20 protein-coding genes are annotated in these 21,747 nt (G+C 65.9%); 15 read left to right on the forward strand and 5 right to left on the reverse strand.

Annotated elements, in window-relative coordinates; genetic code table 11:
• Positions 1-2 precede the first annotated feature (2 nt).
• Positions 3-1,622, forward strand: coding sequence for an ABC transporter ATP-binding protein (locus KW832_RS08235; RefSeq protein ID WP_218299503.1), 1,620 nt, complete (start codon positions 3-5; stop codon positions 1,620-1,622).
• Positions 1,623-1,879: 257 nt separating this feature from the next.
• On the opposite strand, the gene KW832_RS08240 is transcribed toward KW832_RS08235, so the two are convergent.
• Both KW832_RS08240 and KW832_RS08245 read right to left on the reverse strand, forming a co-directional pair.
• Entirely contained in the window at positions 1,880-2,476 is a 597-nt protein-coding gene (locus tag KW832_RS08240) for a lipocalin family protein (RefSeq protein WP_218299504.1), read from the reverse strand.
• A gap of 526 nt (positions 2,477-3,002) precedes the next feature.
• A complete protein-coding gene (locus tag KW832_RS08245) occupies positions 3,003-3,986 on the reverse strand; it encodes a PhnD/SsuA/transferrin family substrate-binding protein (protein WP_255577578.1) in 984 nt (327 codons plus the stop codon).
• Between the two features lie 221 nt (positions 3,987-4,207).
• Here KW832_RS08245 and KW832_RS08250 point away from each other — a divergent pair, with 221 nt between their 5' ends.
• The 5 genes from KW832_RS08250 (at position 4,208) to KW832_RS08270 (ending at position 9,782) form a co-directional block, all read left to right on the forward strand.
• The gene (locus KW832_RS08250) at positions 4,208-5,077 is read left to right on the forward strand and encodes a hypothetical protein (protein ID WP_218299505.1); all 870 of its coding nucleotides are present in this window, start codon (positions 4,208-4,210) and stop codon (positions 5,075-5,077) included.
• A gap of 23 nt (positions 5,078-5,100) precedes the next feature.
• A complete protein-coding gene (locus KW832_RS08255) occupies positions 5,101-5,571 on the forward strand; it encodes a hypothetical protein (protein ID WP_121419728.1) in 471 nt (156 codons plus the stop codon).
• Between the two features lie 127 nt (positions 5,572-5,698).
• Positions 5,699-6,919, forward strand: a complete 1,221-nt coding sequence (locus KW832_RS08260; RefSeq protein WP_218299506.1) for a hypothetical protein — start codon at positions 5,699-5,701, stop codon at positions 6,917-6,919.
• A complete protein-coding gene (locus tag KW832_RS08265) occupies positions 6,904-9,108 on the forward strand; it encodes an ATP-binding protein (RefSeq protein ID WP_218299507.1) in 2,205 nt (734 codons plus the stop codon). Before KW832_RS08260 ends, KW832_RS08265 begins: the two co-directional genes overlap by 16 nt.
• A gap of 281 nt (positions 9,109-9,389) precedes the next feature.
• A complete protein-coding gene (locus KW832_RS08270; RefSeq protein WP_218299508.1) occupies positions 9,390-9,782 on the forward strand; it encodes a VOC family protein in 393 nt (130 codons plus the stop codon).
• Between the two features lie 88 nt (positions 9,783-9,870).
• On the opposite strand, the gene KW832_RS08275 is transcribed toward KW832_RS08270, so the two are convergent.
• Positions 9,871-10,764 carry a LysR family transcriptional regulator gene (locus KW832_RS08275; RefSeq protein ID WP_218299509.1) on the reverse strand — a complete coding sequence of 298 codons (894 nt, stop codon included), beginning with the start codon at positions 10,762-10,764 and terminating at the stop codon, positions 9,871-9,873.
• A 106-nt stretch (positions 10,765-10,870) separates the two neighbouring features.
• Between KW832_RS08275 and KW832_RS08280 the strand changes: the two genes are divergently transcribed.
• The 3 genes from KW832_RS08280 to KW832_RS08290 all read left to right on the forward strand — a co-directional run bounded on the left by KW832_RS08280 (position 10,871) and on the right by KW832_RS08290 (position 13,824).
• Positions 10,871-12,247 carry an acyclic terpene utilization AtuA family protein gene (locus KW832_RS08280; protein WP_218299510.1) on the forward strand — a complete coding sequence of 459 codons (1,377 nt, stop codon included), beginning with the start codon at positions 10,871-10,873 and terminating at the stop codon, positions 12,245-12,247.
• 176 nt (positions 12,248-12,423) lie between these two features.
• Entirely contained in the window at positions 12,424-12,786 is a 363-nt protein-coding gene (locus KW832_RS08285) for a hypothetical protein (RefSeq protein ID WP_218299511.1), read from the forward strand.
• 45 nt (positions 12,787-12,831) lie between these two features.
• Positions 12,832-13,824 carry a tripartite tricarboxylate transporter substrate binding protein gene (locus KW832_RS08290; RefSeq protein WP_218299512.1) on the forward strand — a complete coding sequence of 331 codons (993 nt, stop codon included), beginning with the start codon at positions 12,832-12,834 and terminating at the stop codon, positions 13,822-13,824.
• A 274-nt stretch (positions 13,825-14,098) separates the two neighbouring features.
• Here KW832_RS08290 and KW832_RS08295 read toward each other — a convergent pair whose 3' ends face one another.
• Positions 14,099-14,992 carry a LysR family transcriptional regulator gene (locus KW832_RS08295; protein WP_218299513.1) on the reverse strand — a complete coding sequence of 298 codons (894 nt, stop codon included), beginning with the start codon at positions 14,990-14,992 and terminating at the stop codon, positions 14,099-14,101.
• 125 nt (positions 14,993-15,117) lie between these two features.
• On the opposite strand from KW832_RS08295, the gene KW832_RS08300 reads away from it, so the two are divergent.
• Genes KW832_RS08300 through KW832_RS08310 form a run of 3 tightly spaced genes read left to right on the forward strand, consistent with a single transcriptional unit; the run spans position 15,118 to position 16,958 of the window.
• Positions 15,118-15,984: an MBL fold metallo-hydrolase gene (locus tag KW832_RS08300; RefSeq protein ID WP_218299514.1), complete on the forward strand. Its 867-nt coding sequence runs from the start codon at positions 15,118-15,120 to the stop codon at positions 15,982-15,984.
• A gap of 53 nt (positions 15,985-16,037) precedes the next feature.
• Complete coding sequence (locus KW832_RS08305; protein WP_233573380.1) at positions 16,038-16,310, forward strand: hypothetical protein; 273 nt, start codon at positions 16,038-16,040, stop codon at positions 16,308-16,310.
• A 3-nt stretch (positions 16,311-16,313) separates the two neighbouring features.
• Entirely contained in the window at positions 16,314-16,958 is a 645-nt protein-coding gene (locus KW832_RS08310; protein ID WP_218299515.1) for a DsbA family protein, read from the forward strand.
• A gap of 286 nt (positions 16,959-17,244) precedes the next feature.
• Here the strand turns inward: KW832_RS08310 and KW832_RS08315 are convergent, their stop codons facing one another.
• Complete coding sequence (locus KW832_RS08315; protein WP_082437627.1) at positions 17,245-18,135, reverse strand: LysR family transcriptional regulator; 891 nt, start codon at positions 18,133-18,135, stop codon at positions 17,245-17,247.
• 132 nt (positions 18,136-18,267) lie between these two features.
• Between KW832_RS08315 and KW832_RS08320 the strand changes: the two genes are divergently transcribed.
• The 3 genes from KW832_RS08320 to KW832_RS08330 all read left to right on the forward strand — a co-directional run bounded on the left by KW832_RS08320 (position 18,268) and on the right by KW832_RS08330 (position 21,740).
• Positions 18,268-19,266, forward strand: a complete 999-nt coding sequence (locus KW832_RS08320; protein ID WP_218299516.1) for a DMT family transporter — start codon at positions 18,268-18,270, stop codon at positions 19,264-19,266.
• Positions 19,267-19,429: 163 nt separating this feature from the next.
• A complete protein-coding gene (locus KW832_RS08325; protein WP_218299517.1) occupies positions 19,430-19,816 on the forward strand; it encodes a hypothetical protein in 387 nt (128 codons plus the stop codon).
• A 580-nt stretch (positions 19,817-20,396) separates the two neighbouring features.
• The gene (locus KW832_RS08330; protein ID WP_218299518.1) at positions 20,397-21,740 is read left to right on the forward strand and encodes a sorbosone dehydrogenase family protein; all 1,344 of its coding nucleotides are present in this window, start codon (positions 20,397-20,399) and stop codon (positions 21,738-21,740) included.
• Positions 21,741-21,747: the final 7 nt, after the last annotated feature.

Consider the following 21,747-nt stretch of genomic DNA (forward strand, 5'->3'; position numbering starts at 1 on the left):
CCATGACCCCTTTGTTGCAGGTTCAGGACCTGCACGTTCGCTTTGGCCCCAAAGAAGTGGTGCGGGGCGTCAACTTCAGCATTGCCGCAGGCGAAAAGCTTGCGTTGGTGGGCGAGTCTGGTTCGGGCAAAACCATCACCGCTTTGAGCCTGCTGCGCCTGGCGGGCAATGCCGCCATCACCGGGCAGGCAACGCTGCAAGGGCGGGGCGACCTGCTGGCGCTGACAGAGCGCGAGATGCGCGGCGTGCGTGGTGGCGACATCGCCATGGTGTTCCAGGAGCCCATGACCGCGCTCAACCCGCTGATGACCATTGGCCTGCAGATTGCCGAAATCCTGCAGCTCAAAAAAGGCCTGACCGGCGCCCAGTGCGCGCAGGCTGCCATCGAGCTGCTGGCCCAGACCGGCATCCCCGAGCCTGCACGCCGGGCCAACAGCTTCCCACACCAACTCTCAGGCGGCCAGCGCCAGCGCGCGATGATTGCCATGGCCCTGGCCAGCAGCCCGAAGCTGCTGCTGGCCGACGAGCCCACTACCGCGCTGGATGTGACCTTGCGTGGCCAGATCCTGGACTTGCTGAGTGATCTGCAGCGCCAGACGGGCATGGCCGTGCTGCTCATCACGCACGACCTGAACCTGGTGCGCCGCTTTGCCGACCGCGTGGCCGTGATGGAGCAGGGCGTGCTGGTAGAGCAGGGCCCCGTCGCCGAGGTGTTTGGTGCACCCCAGCACGCCTACACGCGCCGCCTGATTGCCAGCCAACCCCGCCGCGATGTGGTCGAGTCCGATCCGCCCGCAGGCACTGCCCCGGTGGTGAAGACGCAGGATCTGCGCGTGGTCTACCCCACGCCGCTGCCCGGCATCAAGGGCTGGTTCAAAAAGGGCGAGTTTGTGGCTGTGCAGGGCGCCACGCTGCAATTGCTGCCCGGCCAGACGCTAGGGGTGGTGGGCGAGTCCGGCTCGGGCAAGTCCACGCTGGCGCAGGCCATCCTGGGGCTTTTGCCTTACGCCGGCCAGTTGCAGGTCGGGGGGCAGGCGTGGCAGCAACCAGCCATGCGCAATACCCCCGCCAACCAGCAGCTGCGCCGCCGCGTGCAGGTGGTATTTCAAGACCCGTTTTCGTCGCTGTCCCCGCGCCTCACGGTCGAAGAGATCGTGGGCGAGGGCCTGAAGGTGCACGAGCCCACACTGACCGTGGCCCAGCGCCGCATGCGCGTCGAGGCCGCGCTGGAAGAGGTGGGGCTGGCCGAAGCACAGTACCCCCGTCTGCTGGAGCGTTATCCGCATGAATTTTCAGGCGGCCAGCGCCAGCGCCTGGCCATCGCCCGGGCCCTCATCGTGCAGCCGCAGGTGCTGGTGCTGGACGAGCCCACCAGCGCCTTGGACGTGACCATCCAGCAGCAGGTGTTGGGCTTGTTGCAGCGGCTGCAAAAAGAAAAGGGCCTGAGCTACCTGCTCATCACCCATGACGTGGATGTGATCCGCGCCATGGCGCACGACGTGGTGGTGATGAAGGACGGCGCGGTGTTGGAAGGTGGCAGCGTGAACGACGTGCTGGATGCACCACAACACCCTTACACCCAGCGCCTGGTGGCGGCGGCCACCGAGCCGGGTATCGGCTGATATTTGAATAGAAATGGCATCAAGGGACCCTCTGCACGAATCACCGCGCCGCGTGCATCTGCGGGCTCGTGCGGTCTGCCGCGTTGCAAATACTCGCAATAGCTGCGGCTATTGCTGCGGTTTGCGCCTTGCAGCCCATCCCAATCCGCAGCGCACACTTGCCGCTCGATTCGTGCAGAGGATCCCTGGCGCTTATTAGGTAAGCGTGAATAGCTATCAAAAATATAGCGATTCGCGCTTGCTGGCGTTGAAGCTTTTCAGGTCATCACGGCCCGCTTGGCGTGTTGCTCGCTGGCGGCGGGCATCCACAGAATCTTGCGCACATCCACACCCATCGTCTGTGCCCGCTCCATGAGGTGCTCGCGCACATGCCAGGGCAGGGTGGGCGTGCGTGACAAGATCCACAGGTAATCGGTGCTGGAGCCCACCACCATGGCCCACTGGTAGTTTTCATCGAGCGCCACCACGTTGTAGCCGCCGTAAAACGGTCCAAAAAACGACACCTTGAGCGCAGCGCGCGTGGGCTCATCCACAAAGCGCGCCGTGCCCTCGGCCTGCTTCCACGCCTTGCGCACGGGGTCGTAGCCTCGGTTGACCACCTTGATCGTGTCGTCGGCGTTGCGGCTGTAGGTGGCGCTGGTCTGGGTCAGGCCGCGCTCAAAGGCGTGGTCGATGCGTGCCACCTCGTGCCAGTGGCCTGCGTAGCGGTCTACGTCAAACCCCGTAACGGGCTGAATGCCCTCGGGCGCGCGGGGCGTGGAGCAGGCCGTGAGCGCCAGCAACGCCATCATTGCGGCAGCGCCGATGACCAGCGGCCAGGGCGAATGGGCACGGGGTGGGGTGTGAATGCGCATGGGGCTTGCTCCTGCTGGGGTTGCTGCCGGGGCTGCCGTTGCACCTGACGTCACCTTATGGCACCTGACGGAATGTGCACTGCGCAGCGGCTGTTCGTGCGATCCACTGTAGGCACTGCGAGGGGGTCGGTGTGTAGGCGCGCGCTGGCAGCGGCTGTCGGCAGGATGTGCATCGGTGTGGTGGCGCTGCCGTCGTTCCGTACCTATCCAGGCCACCATTCTGAAGCGCTGTCGGAGATGGAGTTGGTGGCTTTGCCGCCGCGCACTTCTCGCAATGCGTCCCCCTGAGTGGCCGCATTCAGACAAGAGTGTTGATGGCTTCCACCAGGCCAGGGGTACGACGGCCTTCCGGTACCGGCGCTGCTTTCGTGTTTGCATCCCTGCTTGCCAGGGTCTGCTGGTGCAGGGCGGCCTGTTTTTCCTGGCTCTGTCGTGTTATGGCGTCAATCTGTTGCTGCACCATCTGAGCCCGCAAACCAGAGTCCGGCCTGCGCAGGGCGGCGATAGACGCTTTTGACACCGGGACTTATTTGGCGGCAGCCTTGGCAGCCTGCGCCTTCTGCGTCTTGGTGTAGACCTCCATCACCGTCGCGAAGTCGCGCTCGAAATTGATGGGTAAAAAGGTGTCATTACCTGGCAGCAACTGGCGCAGCTTGGGCGAAAAGCTGTAGCTGTACGAGCACTTCTTCACGCGGGCCTGCAGCTCGGGCGATACGTCCTTGCCCAGCGTCCAGGTCTCGGTCATGAAGGGCGGGCTCTCCCACAGCGTGCGGATGCTGGAGCCCTTCACATCGCCCTTGACCACCATGCGTTGGTACAAATCGCTGGCCACGGCTGCGGCGGGGTAGAAGCCGTGCATCACCCCTGTGACCGAGCGCTCGTGGCCGTTGGAGAACACCACCTCGTAGTTCTGGTCCGGCACCAGCCCGATCGCCGGGAACAGCGCGCGCGGCGCCAGGTTGCCGGAGTTGGAGGTGGGTGTGGAGTGGGCAATCTTCTTGCCCACCAGGTCCTGCGGCTTGGTGAAAGGGCTGTCCACGCGCGAGATCAGGATCAGTGTGTAGGAATTGCGTTTGCCGCTGGCCTTGTTGCCGGGCACACCAAACGGGGCAGGCTGGCCAGCGCCCACCAACTGGGGCACCAGGCCGGGGTTGACCTGCGCCAGCTGTGCCTTGCCGCTGAGGAGGCTGTCGATCAGTTCCTTTTCGCCCAGCACATCGATGTTGGTGCTCTTCTCCAGCGATTCGCCTTGCAGATTCTGCAGATCAATGTTGCCGCAGCGCGCAAGGTGGTTGAAGTAGTCCCCCCACAGCAGCATGGTTTCGCTTTTGGCATAGGTCTTGGGCATGGCCACCACCAGTTTCTCGCGTGGGCTGCCTGCAAAGCTCGTGGCGGCCGGGGTGGCTGCGGCGGCGCGGGCAGGCGCGGCCCGGTCGGTCTGCGCAGCTACCGGGCCCAGCATCAGCGCGGTGCCAGACAGCAGTGCAAAAAAGCGGGTATCGAATCGCATCGTTGTTTTCCCTCCAATTGTGGTGAAAGCGCGCTCCGCGCGCGGGTCGGCCAGTATGCATGAACGTTTTGTGACAATCAGCGCCTTGGCGACCCGTGCCGGTGGACGTTTTGTCAACTTCGCGCCGCCCCGGCATGGACAAGCCCGCAGGGGACATGCGCGGGCCTGGTCCACACAATTCCAATCCATCGCAATGCCTACCGCTGTGAACAGCGTTTCCCATGTCGCAAAACACCCTGACCTTGCAACTGTTTTTCGAAGACCCGATCAAGCTGAAGCTCGCACAGCTCACGTACCAATACCTGTGCTCAGACAACACGGAACAGGCCCAACGCTGGGCGGACAAACTAGGGGCCTCCAGTCTGGAGTCCCTGTGGGATGCACAATGGTTCAATGCGTCGGCATCTGCCGCTTCCACGCACCTTCTGCTCCAGTTCGACACGGGTACGAGCGACCCACCACCGCTGCGCCAGCTCGAAGCCCTGTTTGACCAGGGCCTGCGGGCTGCAGTGCTGGAGATCTTCTACGACCAGGTGGGGGAGACCGAGCGCATGCACTTCGACCGGGGCCAGTGGGTGTCGCGCAAGGCATTCATGGACGCCAACCCGCAGTGGCGCGCAGTGGTAGAGCCTGCGCAGCATGGTGGCGAAGGCCAGGGCAACGGCGGCGAGGAGGGTGGTGAGGCCGATGACCCCTATGCCTGCTCCAAAGACCCGGCCAAGCCCCTTGCCGTGGCCAAGCTGCGCCAGCAGGAGGAAAAGCGCATGCGCGAGGCCCGGAAGGCGGCCGAGGCCTTCGTGGAAATGGCGCAGGCCATGGGCAAAAGCGGCAAATCGCCCATGCAGGGCCTCATTGCCGTGCTGCTGCGCGCCGGGCTCAAGGGGCTGGTGCATGCGGTGGCATTCACGGTCGTCACCGTGTTGCTGTTCAAAGGCTTCTGGCTGTGGATGGGCCTGGGGCTGGTTCTGGCCGTGGCGCTGCCGCTGTACTACATGGCAACCGAACACAAGGAGCTGCGCGGGGACGACGGAGACGATGACGCCGACCAGCCTGGCGACGATGGCCCCGCCACGGTGATGGCACCCCAGTAAAAGAATTTCCGGAGAACAACAACATGCTGACGCAAATCGAATGGTGGGGTGGGGTGATCTTTGTGCTGGGGGCGCTGACCTACCGCATGGTCATGGGGGCGCTAGAAAGGCCTGTGGGCGGCATTCCCTGGTACCGGCTCATGATGCACGTGTTCTTTCTGGCCCCGGCCGCGCTGCTGGCGGGCTACTTCTATCCGCTCACGCAGCCCGCGCTGCAATACGGCTACCTGGCGCTGCTGGCCATCTCGCTGCTGGTGGTGGCCGTGATGCTGGTGCAGGAGATGACAGGCGATTCGGGCGAGGGCCAAGAAGAGGGGCGCAGCAAGGAGCCCTTGAAGGAGGGCGCGACAGCCAAGGCCGACGATACCGACGAGTACGAAGAGCCCGGCTGGCTGATGTCGGTGGTCGGCGCCATGGTGCTGTACAGCCCGGTACTCACGGCCTGTGGCCTCGCCAGCTACAAGGCCTGGCCCATGGTGCAGCGCCTGGCGTAGTGCATCCGCAGTGCGCAGTGGGATGGCGGTGGTCTGGCAAGGCTGACAATGCCTGCCCACCATCCCCATGTTTTTCGCTGCCCTTGGTTTTGGCTCGGTGTACCAGCCTTCGTTAGTCCACAACTCCATGTCCCCTGATTCCTTTGCCGATCTTCTGTCGGTCTACATGCGCCGCATCCGCGCCAGCGCCTCCGGCGTGGCCACCGAGATCGGCCTGAGCCGTGAGGCGGTGAACAACTGGCGCAACGGCATCTCGGTGCCCAACCCTCGCTCGCGCGACAAGCTGGTGGCCTGCACCCGCTACCTGCGCCTCACTGAAAGCGAGGCCAACCGCCTGCTCAGCGCAGCAGGGTTTGCGCCAGAATTTCCCCTGCAGGCCGAATCCACCGGTGCGCAGCCGTTTGCCGCGTTCCAGGACAAGGTGTTTGCGCAACTGGCCCAGGCGGTGCCATACCCCATCTCGCTGCTGCTGTCGCCCGCGCACTGGGGCCAGCCGCCGTTCCGGCACGAGCTGCTGCAGCGAGCCCGCGCGCAGTACGGCGAAGGCTCGGTGCTGCACATCCAGCCGCCCTACAGCGTGAGCACCGTGCCCGCCGAATACTTCGCCGCCATCGGCCGCCAATGTGGCCTGGGCGATGTGGCGTCGGACTACGAGTTTGAATCCGCGCTTGAGCGCCGCCTGATGGCGGGTGAGCGCATCTTCTGCCTGGTCAGCCGCTTTGAGCAGGGAACGCCCGCACTGCGCGAAACCCTGGCGGGCATCTTGCGCAGCCTGAGCGAGATGCACAGCGGCCGCCTGCACCTGCTGCTGTGCGGCGGGCAGGCGCTGGCCGACCTCAAATACCGCAGTGGCGATCTCTCGCTGCTCAACATTGCGCAGGTCCACCACTGGCCCGACCCGTCGCTGGACGACCTCACGCAACTGGCCCGCCACCGCTGGCCCGAGCACACCTGGACCGAGCCCGTGGTGGCCGACTTGCAGGCGCTCAGCGGCGGCCATCCCGCGTTGTTTGAAGAAGGGTTGCAGTGGCTGGTAGACCAAGGGGTGGGTGATGGTCATGCATCGTCTGCTGCGTTGCGCACCCACCTGACCAGCAGCCCGCGCCTGTGGCAAACCTTTTTGCCGCTGGCCCAGGCGCCCGCCACGCGCACGCGCTTGCAGCAGCTGCTGCAGGCCGACGATCTGGGCCGCGCGCGGCCCTATCTGCAGGACGACGAACTGCGCAGCCTGTTCTGGGGCAACCTCATCCACGTGCGCGGCACGGGCGATGCGGCGCGGCTGCACTGGCGCTGCGCCACCATCCGCGATGCAGGCTTGATGGTGCTGGACGCATGCTCGAACGCTTGAGCCCCTTTTTCTCCAGGGCCGTGGTGCGTGCCGTGGTCATTGCGGTGGTCACGCTGTTCGTGGCCAGCGCGCTGTTCACGCCGCAGCTCAACCCGGTCACGCGGGGCTCGTTCCTGGCGTCGGTCAATGTAGGCCCGGTGTGGGGCGAGCTGGTGCAGTGGCGCGTCGCCATGATCGAGGCGCGCAACGAGCGGGATGGCTGGCCCAAGGACATCCACCAATACGCACCGCGCATTGCCAACCCGCAGCTGCGCGTAACGTCTCCGCGCCCCAACGTGCTGCAGGCCGACATCGCCCACAACCCCGAGCTGGGCAAGCTGGCGGGCACCCAGGTGGTGGTGGAGCTCAAACCCGGCACCCACACCTGGACGTGCCGCCCCGGCAACCCACCCATTCCACCGGGCTACCTGCCCATCAACTGCCTGGAAGGCAGCTCCGACGACTTCGAGCCCGTCAAACCCGCACCCGACGCAGACCCGTTCGGCTGGCTGCGCTCGCTCATCCTGTGGTGCGGCGTGATCTTTGCCGCAGGCGCCGTGGTATGGGTGGTGCGCCACCCCATGATCGGCGCCGGGCAGCTGCGGCCCGCGCGCCTGCGCCGCACCCCGCTGGCGCGGCTGCCTCAGATCGACCGGCTGCTGCGCTGGCTGCGGCGGCTGGAACCCACGCTGCTGGCTGCCGACATTCGCATGGTGGACTGGCGCCGCGCCGTGGCCTGCGCCCAGGCCACGGGCGGCGAGCGCGCCCCGGCATTGGCCCGCGCGCTGGCCGAGCGCGTGTCGGCCCGCTGCCAGCCCAGCACGGATTGGGCGCTGCCCGGCCAGGTGTTCGAGTGGCAGTTTCCGCCCGACCTGCCCGTGTCGCTGGACCGTTGTTTGGTGTTTGTGCCCACCCCCGGCATCGACGAAGCCACCGTGCTGCGCCAGCTGCGCGCCGTGCAGACCGGCAGCGACGTGCTGCTGATCCTGTGCGAGCACAGCGTGGACACGCCCTGGCCGCTGCTGCAGGCCCACACCCAAGACCGCGCCAACCTGCATGTGATGGTGGACAGCGCCAGCCAGACCGAATGGCTGATCGGTGGCGACGCCCTGCAAGTGCTGCTGCGCCAACTGGCCGCGCAGCTGCGCATCACCCGCATCTCGCCGTACCAGACGCGCGGCGGCGTCACGCGCGAAGGCGCCTTCTTCGGCCGCGCCCAGCTGCTGGCGCGTGTCATCAACCGCGAGCCCGCCAACTACCTGGTGGTGGGTGGGCGCCAGCTCGGCAAAAGTAGCTTGCTCAAGGCCGTGCAGCGCCGCATGGCGGGCCATCCGCACACTGTGTGCCATTACGTCTCGCTGCGCGATCACCGCCTGGCGCCGCGCATGGCGCTGCAGTTTGGCCTGCCGGCCGACACGCCGCTTGAAGCCATCGTGGACCATCTGCAGGCGCAGTACCAGGGCAAGCACCTGGTGCTGCTGATCGACGAGGCCGACCTGTTCTTCCGCGATGAATCGGCCAATGGCTACGTGCAGCTGTCCACCCTGCGCGCGCTCAGCGAAGAGGGGCGCTGCTGGTTCATGCTGGCGGGCTTTTGGGACCTGTATGCCACGGCCGTGCTCGACTACCAAAGCCCACTGCGCAACTTTGGCGAGGTGCTGGCCATTGGCGGCCTGGAGCGCGCCGCTTGCCGCGAACTGGCCACCGAGCCACTGCGCAAGCTGCGCCTGGGCTTTGACAACGAAAAACTGGTGGATCGCCTCATCGATGCCAGCGGCCAGCGTGCCAACCTGGTGGCCATCCTGTGCCAGGAATGCCTGGAGGCGCTGTTGCCCGGCGAACGTGTCATCGAAGCCCGCCACCTCACCCAGGCCCTGGCCTCGCAAGCCGTGCAAGACGCCTTGGCCGGCTGGGGCCGCCTGAGCCACGACGAAGCCGCCTGCCGCCTCGACCGCATCGTGGTCTACCACACAGCCCAGGCCGGGCAGACCAGCCTGGTCACCCTGGCCCAACTGCTGCAAAGCCACGGCATCGCGGGCGACGCGCAAGCGCTGCGCCAGTCATTGGCGCGCCTGCAGCTGGCCTACGTGCTGCGCAAACATGAGGCAGGCGAATACCGCTTTGCCATCCCGCTGCTGCAGGACCAGTTCGAGCCGACTGAGGTGGAGTTGCTGCTGCACCAGGAGCTGGCGGTGCTGGGTCGCGGGTGAGCATGAAGCCTAGGAAGCGTCTGCACGAATCACCGCGCCGTGTGCATCTGCGGATCGGGCGGTCTGCGTCGCAAGCAAATATTCGCAATAGCTACGGCTATTGCTGCGCTTTGCGCCTGGCAGCCCATCCCTATGCGCAGCGCACCAGTGCCGCTCGATTCCTGCAGAGGCTCCTGGGGTAGTTTCCGCTGGCGGGTTGAACCCCAGCGGCAGCCCCTACACTGCGGCCATCTGATCCCCCCAGGCCGCGAGGGCTTGGACTTCTACAGGAGGTTTGGACAATGCCCATCCAGCTCGATCACCTGATGGTGCCCGCCCGCGACAAACTGGCCGCCGCCCGGCTGCTGGCCGAACTGCTCGGCGTGCCCTGGTCCAAAACCGGCGTGGGGCCGTTTTCCCCTGTGTTCGTGAACGATGGTTTCACCATCGACTTCGACGAATGGCCCGAGCCCATTCCGCGCATCCACTACTGCTTTCGCGTGAGCGATGCGGAGTTCAACGCCATCCTCGCGCGCATCCAGGCGGCGGGCATCCCGTACCGCAGCGCGGTGCACGGCCCCGTGGACAGCCAGGTGGACACAGCCCACGGTGGCCGCATCGTGTACTGGAACGAGCCCGATGGGCACCAGTGGGAGATGCTGACCGTGAGCTATGCGCGCGCAGCCGCCACCTAGGCGGCCGGCTTTCAAGCAAATTTGGCCGCCAGCGCTTGTTGCATAAGCGCTGATAGCTATCAAATTTGTACGTTTTGCCGCCTGTGAATCATGGCCGCTGCGCCATCACCAGCGCATACAGCGCCTGCGCCGCAACCGACAAGCTCTCGTCCCGCCGCCGCACCAGGTAGATCTGCCGCGTGAGCCCCGGCAGCGACAGCGGCCGCGTGACCAGCCCCGGCTGGTCAAAGTGGAACAGCGTGAGCGCGGGCACCACGCTGATGCCCAGCCCCGCGCGCACCATGCCCATCACGGTGGCCAGCTGCTCCACCTCCATCAGCGTGTGCATGGCCTGCGGCTGCAGGGCGGCCTCCAGGTACTGGCGCACGCTGCTGGTGCGCGCCAGGTGGATGAAGGGCCAGGCGGCCAGGTCCTGCGCGGTGATCGCCTTGCGGCGGCGCGCCAGCAGGTGGTCGGCAGGGCACACCAGGTAAAAGTTGTCGCTGCAAAACGGCTCGGCCTGCAGCGCGGGCGTGTCGGCGCGGATGGCGGCCAGCGCAAAGTCCGCATGGCCGCTGGCCACGCGGTCGATGCAGGGCTCGGACAGCACATCGGCAATGTCGATCTCGATGCCTGGGTGCGCCGCGCGGTACTGCGCCAGCACTCCTGGTAGCCAGCCCGCCGCCAGTGACGGCAGCAGCGCCACGGCCACACGCCCGCGCTGCAGCGTGGCGGCATCGCGCACGGCGGCCAGGGCGCTGGTGATTTCGGCGCGGATGCGGCGGGCGGATTCCAGAAAGTTCTTCCCCTCAGGCGTCAGGTCCACATGCCGCGTGCTGCGGTCGAACAGCCGCAGGCCCAGGTCGTCCTCCAGCGCGCGGATTAGCGCGCTGAACGCGGGCTGCGACAAATGGCACAACGTGGCGGCGCGCGTAAAGCTGCGCTGCTCGGCCAGCGCGAGGAAGGCATCGAGCTGGCGGCTGGAGAGGTGGGGGGCGCTCATGCGGGGTGGGTGTGATTCATCTGATTTTCAGATGGATTCATCGTAACAATCGATTTCACAGAATACCGCCATGTTCCTACAGTCACGCTCAGGAGCCAACGGATTCATGAAGAACGACCAAAAAACCAACCTGCTGGTGGGCTGCGCCGCCGGCTTCTCGGGCGACCGCACCGACGCGGCCCTGCCCGTGGTGCAGGCGCTCATCGCCAGCGGCCAGCCTGCGGTGCTCATCTTCGAGACCCTGGCCGAGCGCACGCTGGCGCTGGCCCAGCTGGCGCGCCGCACAGACCCCGATGCGGGCTACGAACCCCTGCTGGTAGACCTGCTGCGCCCCGTGCTGGCGCAGTGCCTGGCGCACGGCGTGCGCGTTGTCAGCAACTTTGGTGCGGCCAACCCGCACGGCGCGGCGCGCCGCATCCACGCGCTGGCGGCCGAGCTGGGCTTGGCCCGCCCGCGCATTGCCGTGCTGCAGGGCGACGACCTGAGCGGCCCCGACCACCGTGCGCTGCTACAGGGCGCGCTGGGCAGCGCCATGCCCACCGAGCCCATCGTGAGTGCCAACGCCTACATTGGCGCGCAGGCGATTGCCGATGCGCTGCGCGCTGGCGCCGATATTGTGGTCTGCGGCCGCGTGGCCGATCCGTCGCTGGTGCTGGGCCCTGCGCTGGCGCACTACGGGTGGGCGCTGGACGACTGGGACCGGCTGGCCCGCGCCACCATGGCCGGGCATCTGCTGGAATGCGGTGCACAGGTCACGGGCGGCTACTTTGCCGACCCTGGCTACAAAGACGTGGCGGGCCTGGCGCAACTGGGCTACCCCATCGCCGAGATCGACGCCGACGGCCACTGCACCATCACCAAGCCCCCGGGCACGGGCGGCTGCATTACCGAGCGCACGGTGAAGGAACAGCTGCTGTACGAGCTGCACGACCCGGCGGCGTACCTCACGCCCGATGTAGTGGCCGACATCACCACCGCCCGCGTGACCACGGTGGGCGCTGACGCGGTGCGGCTGGAGGGCGTGCAGGGCCAGGCGCGGCCCGCCACGCTCAAGGTCAATGTGTGTTTTGAATCCGGCTGGTTTGCGGAGGGCGAAATCTCCTACGCCGGCCCGCGTGCCGAAGCCCGTGCCCGACTGGCGGGCGAGGTGCTGCGCGAGCGCTTGCACGGCCTGGGCCCGCTGCGCATCGACCTGATTGGCGTGACCAGCATCTTTGGCGACGACACCAGCCGGTGGCTCGATGCGCCCGCCAGCGACAGCGGCGACGCCCGCAACGACGTGCGTGATGTGCGCCTGCGCGTGGCCCTGCAGCACCGCGACCACGCCAGCGCCCAGCGCCTGGTGCGCGAGGTAACCGCGCTCTACACCTGCGGGCCTGCAGGCGGAGGCGGCGTGCGCACCGCCATGCGCCCGCGCCTGGGCACGGTGTCGTGCCTGGTGCCGCGCGATGCGGTGGCCGTGCGTTTTGAGATGGTGGGCTAAGAAGCTGTGAACGAATCCCTCATGCCCGCTCGTGCCGCAAAAACGCACGCCCTCGGCGTTGCAAATGCTCGCCATAGCCCGAGCTATGGCTGTGCTTTGGGCCTTGATGGCGCACGTTTGTGCGGCCCGCTCGGCCACGCCGGATTCATTCTCAGCTTCTGAGGAGTACACACACCATGACGACGACCCTCACCGTTCCGCTTTATCGAGTTGCTCATAGCCGCACCGGCGACAAAGGCAACCGCTCCAACATCAGCGTCATCGCCTGGCACCCCGCGCTGTGGGAGGTGCTGGTCGAACAAGTCACCGAGGCCGCCGTGGCACAGCAGTTTGCGCAGCGCCGCCCGCGCCAGGTCACACGCTACCTGCTGCCCCAGCTGCAGGCCATGAACCTCGTGCTGGACGATGTGCTTGACGGTGGCGTGAACGACTCGCTCAACCTCGACAGCCACGGCAAGGCGCTCAGCTACCTGCTGCTCGATATGCCCATCACCGTGCCCGCCCATCTGGCGCCGCACTTTGGCGGTCCCACGGCCTAGGCCTCCCGTTTCGCTTTTTCATCCATACCAACACCAGGAGGCAACATGACCCATTCATCCCCCCGCCGCGCTCTGCTCGCCACTGCTGCCGTACTGGCGCTCGGAACACTGCATGCCCCAGCAGCTTTGGCCCAGGCTGCTGGTGCCTACCCCGCCAAGGCCATCACCTTTGTCGTGCCCTTTGCCGCAGGCAGCGCCACTGACCAGCTGGCGCGTGCGCTGGGCCAGTCCATCACCAACGACACCAAGCAGCCCGTGGTCATCGACAACAAGGCGGGCGCCAGCGGCATGATCGCCGCGTCGGCCGTGGCCAAGTCGGCGGCCGATGGCTACAGCGTGCTCATCACCACCAACACCACACACGCCGCCAACGAGCACCTGTACAAGAAGCTCTCCTACGACCCGGTGAAGGACTTCGCCCCCGTCACCGGCCTGGGCAAGGGAGGCCAGGTGCTGGTGGTCAACGCCAGCGCACCGTACAAGAACGTGGGCGAGCTGCTGGCCTTTGCCAAGAAGAACCCCGGCAAGCTCAGCTTCGGCAGCGGCAGCTCGTCGAGCCGCATGGCGGGCGAGATGCTCAAGCAGCTGGCCAGCGTGGACATCCTGCACGTGCCCTACAAGAGCAACCCACTGGCCATCACCGACCTGCTGGGCGGGCAGATCGATTTGATGATCACCGACACCTCCACCGGCGTGCCGCAGGTCAAGGCGGGCAAGCTGCGTGCGCTGGGCTATTCCACCCAAAAGCGCAGCGCGCAATTGCCCGATGTGCCCACGCTGGACGAAGCGGGCGTGAAGGGCTACGACATGGGTTACTGGTTTGCGGCCTACGTGCCCGCAGGCACGCCCGCGCCGGTGGTGGCGCGCCTGAACGAGCTGCTGACCGCCGCCACCAAAAGCCCAGCGGCCAAGAGCTTCTTCGAGAACGCGGGCTCGGAAGCCTGGACCACCACGCCCGATGAACTGGCCAAGTTCCAGGCTGCCGAAACCCAGAAGTGGGGCAAGGTGATCAAGGCGGCGGGGATTGAGGCGGAGTAAATCGAAGGCCTGGTAGCGGCGGGGGGTAACACGCGCTGCGCCGGGTTTTCACTCCCTCTCCCCTCGCGGGAGAGGGCGGGGGAGAGGGGGCTCTTTTTCCGAGCACCGCGCCCCATGCTCCCCCCTCTCCCCAACCCTCTCCCACCAGGGGAGAGGGTGTGTCAGCGCGCCTTCAAAGTGTGGAGAAAACCAAGCCAAAATGGGCCTCTACCGTCTGATGGACAAGCGCTAACAGCTATCAAATTAGTAGTAACTCAGCCTGGGCGACCATCCCTCACCACGGCCCCCCCGCAAACCGGGCCACCAAAAAATCCAATAACGCCCGCACCGCAGGCGACAAGTGCCTGCGTGACGGGTACAGCGCATAGATCGTCATCACCGGCAAGTCCCACCCAGGCAACACGGCCTGCAGCGCGCCGCTGTGCAGGTAGGGGTTGACCAGATACGTCGGCTGCATCGCAATGCCACCGCCCGCCAGCGCGGCGCGCATCAGCGTGGTGGCCTCGTTGGCGCTGAAATGGCCGCTCACGCCCACACGCTCCACCACCTCGCCGCGCGTCAGCTGCCACACGCTTTTGCCAAAGTTGGCGTAGCTCAGGCAGCGGTGCTGCGCCAGGTCGGCGGGTTGCTGCGGCACGCCATGCGCGGCCAGGTAGGCGGGCGAGGCCACCAGCACCGAATCACACCGTGCCAGCGGGCGGCCGATGAGCAGTGGGTCGGGCTCGGCACTGATGCGGATGGCCAGGTCGATGCGCTTTTCCACCAGGTTCAGCGACCCCTCGCTCGCGTCCAGGTCGATCTTGAGCTGCGGGTGTTGCGCCAGAAAGTCCGCAATCGCCGCACCCATCTGCGCAAACGCAAACGACACGCTGCAGGTCAGCCGCAGCTGGCCGCGCAATGCGCCCTCGGTGGTGGAGGCGGTTTCTTCTTCCAGGTCTTGCGACAGCGCCAGCATCTGCTGGCAGCGGCGCAGTGCGTGTTCGCCCGCATCGGTCAGCGTCACGCTGCGGGTGGTGCGCTGCAGCAGCCGCGCCTGCAACCACTGCTCCATCTCGCCCACATAGCGCGTGACCATGGCCCGCGACATATCGAGCTTGTCGGCGGTGGCGCTGAAGCTGCCGCTGGTGGCGACTTCGGCAAACACATGCATGGCGGTCAGGCGGTCCATAGGGGGGTATTTGATCGATTTACGAAACAAATATGCGCGGATTATCGGGTTTATTAGATCGATTGGCGCAAATAAACTTCATTCCGTCATCAACACCAACCTCTCAAAACCCTGGAGAAGCCACCATGTTCCGCACCACTCTCATCGCCGCCACCCTGTCACTCGTTTTCGCGGGCGCCCAAGCCGCCCAGCCCCTGCAGGTCAAGGTCTACAACGCCGACGGCAACAGCTTCAACGTCAACTCCACGCTGGTCTATGGCGAGAAGGAGGCCATGGTCATCGACGCCGGCTTTACCCGTGCCGACGCGCTGCGCATTGCCGCCAACGTGCTCGACAGCGGCAAAGAGCTAAAGACCATCTACGTGAGCCAGGCCGACCCCGACTACTACTTCGGCGTGGAAACGCTGAAAGAAATCTTCCCCAAGGCCGACGTGGTGACCACGCCCGCCGTGCTGGAGAAGATCAACGCCAAGCTGGCCGGCAAGCTCGCCTTCTGGGGCCCCAAGATGGGCGCCAACGCGCCGCGCACGCCCGTGCTGCCCAAGGCTATCAGCGGCAACACGCTGAGCGTGGACGGCCAGGCGGTGGAGATCCGTGGCACCACCGGCCTGCTGGCGCACCGCCCTTATGCGTGGATTCCATCCATCAAGGCCGTGGTGGGCACCATCGGCGTGTTTGGCACCAACACCCATGTGTGGACGGCCGACACGCAAACGGTGGCCGAGCGCAGCGCCTGGGTGGCCCAGCTCGACGAAATGGCCGCCCTGCAGCCCACCGTGGTGGTGCCCGGCCACATGCCCGCCGGTGGCGCGCTGGATGCCGCCAACATCAGCTACACCAAGGGCTACCTGCAAGCGTTTGAGAAGAACGCCGCCGCCACCAAGACCAGCGCCGAACTCATCGACGCGATGAAAAAGGCCTACCCCGCAGCGCCAATGGGCCTGTCGCTGGACATCGGTGCCAAGGTCAACAAGGGCGAGATGAAGTGGTGAGATGACGTGCTGAAAGCTGTCAAAGCAAGTTGTTGAAAGAAAGGAACCAGATCGTGACCACGCACCCGCTCCAACAAGTCCTGCAGCACCTGCACGCCGGGCGCTGGAGCGCGGCGCACGATCTGGTGCAGCACGATGGCTCCATGCTCGCAGCCTGGCTGCACGGCATCCTGCACCTGCAGGAAGGTGATTTGGAGGATGCCGAAAACTGGTACGACCGCGCCGCCCGCCATTTCCGCAGCCGGGGCACGCTGGCCGAAGAGATTGCGGCGTTTGAAGCCGCACTGATTGCGTCCGAAACATCAGACCCTCAAGAAAGAACCTGACCCATGCCCAACGTCACCGTGACCTACTTGTTTGACCCCTTGTGCGGCTGGTGCTATGCCGCCGCGCCCGCGCTCAAGTTCCTGCAAGCGCAGAAGGGTGTCGAGGTGGTGCTGGCCCCCACCGGTCTGTTTGCAGGCGCAGGCGCACGGCCCATGGACGCGCAGTTTGCCGCCTATGCTTGGTCCAACGACCAGCGCATCCAGCAGCTCACAGGCCAGCCCTTCACGCAGGCCTACCGCGATCAAATTCTGGGTGCTGTGTCCGGTCGCTTTGATTCAGGCCCTGCCACCCTCGCGCTGACTGCCGTGGCGCAGACCGCGCCTGCGCATGAACTGGGAGCCTTGCACGCACTGCAGCACGCACGCTATGTGGAAGGCCGCGACACCGCAGAACCGGAGGTGCTGGCGGACCTGTTGCGGGCTTTGGGCCTGGCCGATGCCGCCGCATTGACGCTGGCACCCGACGCCGCACTGCACAGCGTGGTGGCAGAGCGCGTAGCCCGCGCCCAGGCCACGCTGCGTGCCGCGGGTGCCCGCGGCGTGCCGCAATTGGTGGTGAAGGGGCAGGGCGGTGCGCTGCGGTTGATCGGAGGCGATGCGCTGCTGGGGCCGCGCGAGAAACTGGTAGAGCACATCCTGGCGGCCTGAGGCCCTGAACCCTAGGAGGGCTCAGAACCTGTTCAAGATCTTTTCGGGGTCGCACAAGGTCCTTGCCGGGATGGGATGCAAGGCGCGGTGCGCAGTGGATAGCCCGGCTATCAACAAGCGCCGCAGACCGCCCGGCAAGGCACTTGCCCGAAGGGTTGGAGTGAAATCGGGCGATTGGACGCCCCGGCTGCTTGCATGGGCACGAGCCCATGCGGCGCATCCGAAGCATCCACGTCCATCACGATGGCACTCCAATGCGATCCCCGAAAAGATTTTGAACAGGTTCTCAGGCCTTGGGCAGGAGTTCGCCCCGTCGGCCCAAGGTCCGCACCATCTGCTCGTACATCGCATCCACAGCCGGTGAGCGCAGCGACACCTTGCTGCGCAGCACCGCCACGTTCATCGAAGCCAGCGGCGGCAGGTCAAACTCCGCCGGCAGGTTCTGCAGGATTTGCAAATGGGCCGGGGCGCTGCACCGCGTGAGCACCGCCACCGCCAAACCGCTCTCCACAGCAGCCAGCTGGCCCGCCAGGCTGGAGCTGTGGTACACGATGCGGTAGGCCCGCCGCCGCGTGCCCAGCGCGGCCAGGGTGGCCTGCCGGGCCATGCTGGCCGATTCATACACCGCAATCGGCAGCGGATCGCGCCGCCAGGCCTCGAACTGGGCGGCACCCACCCACACCAGCGGCTCGTCGAACAAGAAGCGCCCGCGTTGCGGCTTGTCCTGCGAGACCAGCGCCAGGTCCAGCTCGCCCTTCACCACACGCGGGATCAGCGACGTGGACTGCTCGCACGTCAGCTCAATCTCCACCCCCTGGTAGCGGTGCGAAAAGCTGCGCAGCACTGGCGTGAGGTAGGCCGACGCATAGTCGTCGGGCACCCCCAGCCGCACCCGGCCCGCCAGCTTGGGGCCAAACAATGCGGCATGTGCCTCAGCCTGCAAATCGAGCACGCGGCGCGCATACGACAGCAGTTCGGCGCCCGCAGGCGTCACCTCCAGGTGGCGCGGCCCGCGCAGCAGCACCGGGCGGCCCAGCGCGGCCTCCAGCTTCTTGATCTGCATGCTCACGGCCGACTGTGAGCGGTGCACCAGCGGCGCCGCGCCCGAGAGCGAGCCTGCATCCACCACGGCCACAAAGGCACGCAGCCAGTCGATTTGAAAGTCTGGGTAGTTCATGGGGGCCTTTATCGGTCGGACCAGTGACGACAGTGGTGGGGCTCTCGGTGGGTTGGTAAATTCGTTTATCGAATGGTAGCTGTTCGATTTATCCGTTTTACAGGATGCCTGTAAAGCGTGAGCATCGGCGGCATGAACCACTCCAAAGCCAGCACCGTCGCATCGCCTTCCCTGGCCACCACACCGCTGCCCGTCAATGCCAATGCCATCACCCGCGAGCGCGACGGCCAGTGGCTGCTCATCGCCGGTGGCGTGCTGCTGGGCACCATCGGCGTGTTTGTGGAAGAGGCGGGCCAGCACCCTCTGGTCACGGTGTGGTTCCGCTGCGCATTCGGTGCACTGGCGCTGCTGGCCTGGTGCCTGGCCACGGGGCGGGGACAGCAACTTTTTCTGCACGGCCGTGCCCGCTGGGTGGCCTGCGCTACGGGCGTGCTCATGGTGCTCAACTGGGCGCTGTTCTTTGCAGCCATCCCACGCACATCGATTGCAGTGGCCACCGTGATCTTTCACATCCAGCCCATCTGGGTCATCGTGTTTGGCGCGTTGTTCTTGCGCGAGGCCGTGTCGCCCACGCAGTGGCTGGCCACACTGGCCGCGCTGGGCGGGCTGGTGCTGACCACGGGCTTGCTCGACGGCACCGCAGCAGCCGCAGCGGCCAGCAGCACCGGCGGCGGCAGCTATGTGGCTGGCGTGCTGATGTGCCTGGGCGGTTCGCTCTGCTATGCGGGCGTGACGCTGCTCGCCAACACGCAGAAAACCATCAGCCCCTTTGCCATGGCGCTGTGGCAGTGCCTGGTGGGCGCGGTGGCGCTCGTGTGGGCGCCCTTTGTGCTGGGCTGGCCGCAGCAGGGCGCCGCGTGGGGCTGGCTGCTGGGCCTGGGCGTGCTGCACACCGGCCTGGCGTATGTGGTGCTGTTTGCCGGCATGTCGCGCCTGGGGTTGGGGCGCATTGCGGTGCTGCAGTTTGTGTACCCGCTCACGGCGGTGCTGGTGGACTGGGTGGTGTATGGCCGTACGCTCAGCCCCATCCAACTGGGCGGCGTGGGGCTGATGGCTGTGGCGCTGTGGACGATTCGGCGGCCCCGTTCGAAGGGGGTGGGTACTCCTGGCTCCACCACAGCAAGCCGCTGATCAGGCCCGCCCCCACGCTCAATGCGTGAAATGCGCCAAACGTTTGGGAGTAGCTTCGCTGTAATTTCCTGTAATCGCCAAACCGCTTTGGTGGCGCCACCATGCGCTCACTTCATCAACACGTGATGAAGCCGAGGGCGCCGAAAATCGTCACAGAGTAGGCATGAAGGGGAACTTGGCAATGAAAAAATTCATGACTGCGGTCTGCATGTTGCTGCTGTGCGGCACAGCCTTTGCGAGGCCGACCTATGTATTCCAGCCTCAGTGGAATCAACCCAACAACAACGATGTGAACAACGGCGCCACCGGGCAGCCCTACACCCAGACTCAGATTGAGGCGTTCCTCAACAATGCGAAGGACCGCCGTTCCGGCGCACCCCTGGCCAGCCAGATTCTGGACTCGTGTGGTGTGGTCGAGGTCGAAAAAGGCTGCCATCAGGCCACGGATCCGCACATCACTATTTGGGTGGACAACCGGGTCAAATCCAACCAGGTCAAAGCGTGCCAGAAGCTCAACCCAGGCACTGCCGTGCACGCGAACGGCTGTTGAGGGCGCCACAACTTACCCCCGCCGGGAACATCGTGCTGGATGGGGGTAGATGGCGCAAATCCGTTCGGGCTGCGCCTGTCAATGGCCCACCAGGTGATTGGGCAGGCTCAGCGTGAACGGCCCGTTGTGCTGGCAGGCCGTAGAGGAACGCCTCCGCAGAAATTATGCCAAAAAAGGTATCCAGCGCTTGATGGATAAGCGCTTCAAGCTATCAAATCAGTAGTATTCGGGTGGTGTGCACTACGGCGATTCCGTCAGTTGCACCACCACCGACCGATGATCCGAACCCAAGTCCGGCCCGAGGTCAAAACGCACCTCCCGCCAGCCCGTTCAAGCCAGCACAGGGTCCGGCGGCAGCACCGACAACCCTCCCCACGCGCTGGGCCAGTTGGCCACCATGCCCTTGGCGCGGCGCAGGGGCATCCAAGGCTACCAAGACAAAAATCGACGCGGCATTGTGTGCCCGGTGCCTCTATGTGGGTGCAGGGTGCGCGCGCCGCCATCACACGCCGCCATCACATGTGGAACTGACGGCACTGGCCTACAGCTGCCCGCAAATCGGGCCGCCCATACTGCGTTGATGAAAACGCACCTCTGCTCCCACCGCTTCACCCAGGGGCCGCTGGCGTTGGCCCTGGCAGGGTCCATGGCTCTGGCCCTGGCCCAGCCGGCCACCCCTGGCCCCGGCCTGGGTCCGAACCCGCAATTGCCCGCACCGGAAAAGAGTGGCCTGGTGCCCACCTTCAACATCGCACCTGCACAGGGTTGGCCGCAGGGCGCCCAGCCGCAGGCCCCTGCGGGGTTCAAGGTCACGGCGCTGGCGCGTGGGCTGGACCATCCCCGCTGGGTCTACACCCTCCCCAACGGCGATGTGCTGGTGGCGGAAAGCAACAAGCCACCGCCTGCAGAGGGCGCCAAAAACGTGCACTCCGACGGCCTGCGTGGCCTGGCCATGGGCCTGGTGATGAAACGCGCTGGTGCCGGTACGCCCAGCGCCAACCGCATCACGCTGCTGCGCGACACGGACGGTGACGGCGTGGCTGACGTGCGCAGTGCGTTTCTGCAAAACCTGCTCTCGCCCTTTGGCATGGCGTTGGTGGGCACCCAGCTCTTCATTGCCACGGCCGACGGTGTGGTGAAGGTGCCTTACGAAACCGGGCAGACCTCGGTCAACACGGCACCCGTCAGGGTCACCGATCTGCCTGCCGGGGCCAACCACCACTGGACCAAGAACATCATCGCCAGCCCCGATGGCCGCAAGCTGTATGCCACCGTGGGCTCCAACAGCAATGCGGGCGACAACGGCATGGCGGCGGAAGAGGGCCGCGCCGCCATCTGGGAGGTGGATGTAGAGACTGGCAGCAAGCGGCTGTTTGCCACCGGCCTGCGCAACCCCAACGGCCTGGGCTGGGAGCCGCAGAGCAAGCTGCTCTGGACGGTGGTGAACGAACGCGACGAGCTGGGCAACGAGCTGGTGCCCGACTACCTCACCTCGGTGAAGGATGGCGCCTTTTACGGCTGGCCCTGGAGCTACTGGGGCCAGCATGTCGACACCCGTGTCAACCCGCCCAACCCCGACATGGTGGCCAAGGCCATCGCGCCAGACTTTGGCCTGGGTTCACACGTTGCGCCGCTGGGCCTGGCGTTCTCCGACGCCCGCATGCCCGGCGCCTACGCCAGCGGCGCGTTCATCGGCCAGCACGGCTCGTGGAACCGCAAGGAGCTGACGGGCTACAACGTGGTGTTCGTGCCTTTTGCCGACGGGCGCCCCTCGGGGCCTCCCCAGGCGTTTCTGACGGGATTTTTGAGCAAGGACGGCGATGCCTATGGCCGCCCCGTGGGCGTGGCGCTGGACGGCAATGGCGCGTTGCTGGTGGCCGACGACGTGGGCAACGTGGTCTGGCGCGTGGTGCGGTCCGAATGACGTCTGC

Source organism: Acidovorax sp. sif0632 (assembly GCF_019218805.1).
GTDB lineage: Bacteria > Pseudomonadota > Gammaproteobacteria > Burkholderiales > Burkholderiaceae_C > Acidovorax > Acidovorax facilis.